This is a genomic window from bacterium (assembly GCA_036524115.1).
Taxonomy (GTDB): domain Bacteria; phylum JAUVQV01; class JAUVQV01; order JAUVQV01; family DATDCY01; genus DATDCY01.
In genome coordinates, this window is sequence record DATDCY010000168.1 from 1 (window position 1) to 2,996 (window position 2,996).

Annotated in this window: 2 protein-coding genes; both read right to left on the reverse strand. The window is 73.9% G+C overall.

The window, feature by feature from the left end:
* Positions 1–892: AAA family ATPase (locus tag VI078_08120; GenBank protein HEY5999252.1), on the reverse strand; the 892-nt coding region annotated here is incomplete at its 3' end.
* A gap of 10 nt (positions 893–902) precedes the next feature.
* Positions 903–2,996, reverse strand: a 2,094-nt coding sequence (locus VI078_08125; GenBank protein ID HEY5999253.1) for a tetratricopeptide repeat protein, incomplete at its 5' end; no start/stop codon positions are given.

Here is a 2,996-nt window from a genome sequence, read left to right on the forward strand (position 1 = left end):
GGGGGGGCGCCGCGGCCGGGCGCGCGGGCGGCGCCGGGGTCGCGCCAGCCTCCGACGCAGCGGCGGGCGTGGCCACCGGCTTGAGGCCGAGGTCCCCCGCCACGCCCTCGACCACCGCCGCGTCGATGTGGTCCTTGCGCACGAGGAAGGCCTCGAAGAGGCAGTTGTCGCAGACGACGTTGACGAGGCGGGGGATGCCGCGCGCATGGCGGTGGATGAGCGCGAGCGCGTCGGGGCGGAAGATCTCGCGGTCGCCCGCACCCGCGACGCGCAGCCGGTGGCGGATGTAGGCCACGGTGGTGTCCGGGGCCATCGCGCTCAGTCGGTAGCGCACGGCCATCCGCTGGCGCAGCGGCTCGTCGAGCGCCAGCGTCTGGTCGAGGCTCGGCAGGCCGAAGAAGACGAAGGTCACCAGCTTGTGCGCCGGCAGTTCCAGGTTGAGCAGGCCGCGGAACTCCTCCATCAGCTCGCGCGACTGGAGCATCTGGGCCTCGTCGATGAGCACGACGGCCTTGCGCCCCTCCTCGCGGATCGCCAGGAGCCGGTGGTAGATCGCGGCGAGGCACTCGACGCGCTCGGCCGGCACCGGCTCGACGCCGAGCTGCGCGGCGATCTTGCGCAGCAGCCACTCGGCCGTGATCGAGGAGTGCACCACCACGAGCAGCGCCGACTCGAACTCGGTCTCGTCCAGCTCGTCGAGCAGGCGGCGCGCCAGCGTCGTCTTGCCGGCGCCGATGTCGCCCACGAGCACCGCGAGCCCGGCGTTCGAGCGCACCGCGTGCTTGAGCCGCAGCAGCGCCTCGCTGTGCTGGTTGCTGTTGAAGTAGTAGCGGCTGTCCGGCGCGTTGGAGAACGGCTGCTCCCGCAGTTGGAAGAACTCCTCGTAGCTCATGTCTGCGCCTCTAGAGATAGGAGACCCTGGGCTTCTTGCGCGGGTGGGCGGCAGGTGGAGGAGCGCCGCCGATGCGCGCGGCCACGTCGCGATACGCGGGATCGATCGCGTGGAGCCGCTGGAGGGCCTCGCCCGCCAGGTCCGTGCGGCCGGCCTGCTCGTGCAGCGCCGCGAGGTCGTAGAGGAAGCCCTTCTGCTGCTCGCTCCCCTCGACCGCGAGCGCGATTCCCGTGCGCAGCTTCTGGGCGGCCTCGTCGGCGCGGCCCTGCTCGCGCAGGCACAGCGCGATCATGCTCACGGCGTCCATGGCGCGCGACGGGCTCTTCTCCGCGAGCGTGAACTCCCCGATGGCCTCCTCGGTCAGGCCCATTTCCTTGTACGCGATGCCGAGATTGTAGTGGGTCTCGAAGTCCTCGTCGCCCAGCTGCTCCTTCACCGAGCGCTGGAACTCCTGGAAGATCTCGTTGAGCCCCGCCTCGTCCAGCGGCGGAGGCGGCGCCAGCTCGCCCTGCCCCTCGAACTCCAGCCGCAGGTCGCCGAGGAAATCGCCGAAGTCCGCGCCGACGGGAGGAGGCGCCTCCGCCTCCGCGGGCGCGGACGGCGCCGCGGCCGCTGCTGCCGCGACGGACGCCGGCGGCGCGGCGGCACGACGCTCGCGGACGGCCTGCAGGTTCGCGGCGATCGAGGCGTTGCCGGGGGCCAGCTTCGCGAGCTTCGAGTACAGGGACTCGGCCTCGTCGAGCAGCCCCTGCTGGAGATAGAAGTCCGCCTCCGCGAGGAACGCCGCGAACTCCCCGCCGACAGGGGCCGCGCCGCGTTTCTCGGCCGGGGCTTCGACGACGGGTGCTTCGACGGCTGGTGCTTCGACGACGGGCGCTTCGACGACGGGCGCTTCGACGACGGGCGCGAAAGCAACTTCGGCAGGCGACTCCGACGCCGGCTCGAAGACGGTTTCGACGATCCCCTCCGGCGCCGGCTCGGGCAGCGCTCCTGGCGCAGGCCCGGGCGCCGCGCCCGACAGCGCATCGGCCGCGGCATCGAAGTGCTCGAGCGCGACCTCCTCCGCCCCCACCTCGAAAGGCGCCTCCTCCAGAGAGATCTCATCAGGCGGCCCGTCATGAGGGACCGCCGCGTGTTCGGCCGCCTCCGGCGCAAAGGTCTCTTCGGCGAAGATGTCCCCTTCGGGGATGGCGTCCTGCTCCGGGGACGGCGCGCCCGCCGCGGGCGCCGCGGCCAGTTCCTCCAGGGAAATCTCGCCGAATTCCTGCTCGGGGGCGACCGGAGCCTCCGCGGGCGCCGCACCCTCGATGGAGATCTCGCCGTAGGGTGTCTCGGCGACTTCCGGGGCTGCCGCAACGGGCGCGGCGACGGGCGTCGCCGCGGGAACCGCCTCCTCCGCGGGCGGAGGCGCGGGCGGAGGCACGGGCGCCGCCTCCGCCGCACCCTCGTCCTCGAGAGAGATCTCGATCAGCTCTTCCGCGGGCGCGGGCGCCGTCGGTGCGGCCGGGGGCTCCGCGGCGGGCGGCACGGGCCGCGCGGCGGGCACCGGCGGTGCCTGCTCGAGTTGCGACTCCTCCTCCTCGATGATCAGCTGCGCCAGCCCGCGCGCCGCGGCGGCGCTGCGATGATCGAGGTCCAGCGCGCCCTTGTACGCCGCCCGCGCCTCGTCGAAGCGGCGCGCGCGCCGGTGCACGTCCGCCAGGCGCAGCAGCGCGTCCCGGGCCGCCTTGGGGCTGCCGAGCGCACGGCGCGCCTCGGCCAGCACCTCCCACGCGGCGACGTCGCCCGGATTTGCGCCGAGGCGGTCCTCCAGGTACGCCGCGGCTGCGGCCGCGGCCCCCCGCGAGACGCTCGCGCGCGCCTCCTCGACGCTCGTCGGCTCCGCCGGGACCTCGGGAATCTCCTCCTCGCCCTCGACGACGAGTTCTTCTTCCTCTTCGTCCTGCGCCACCAGCTGCGTCAGGTCCTCGCCCTCCTCGAGATCGATCTCCAGCTCGACCTCCGGGGCCCCGGCTGGCGCCGCGGAGCTGCGGGGAGCAGGCGCAGGGGCCGCGGCCTTCGCGGCCGGCGCGGGCTTTGGCCCAGCCTCGGGCGGCGCGGCGGC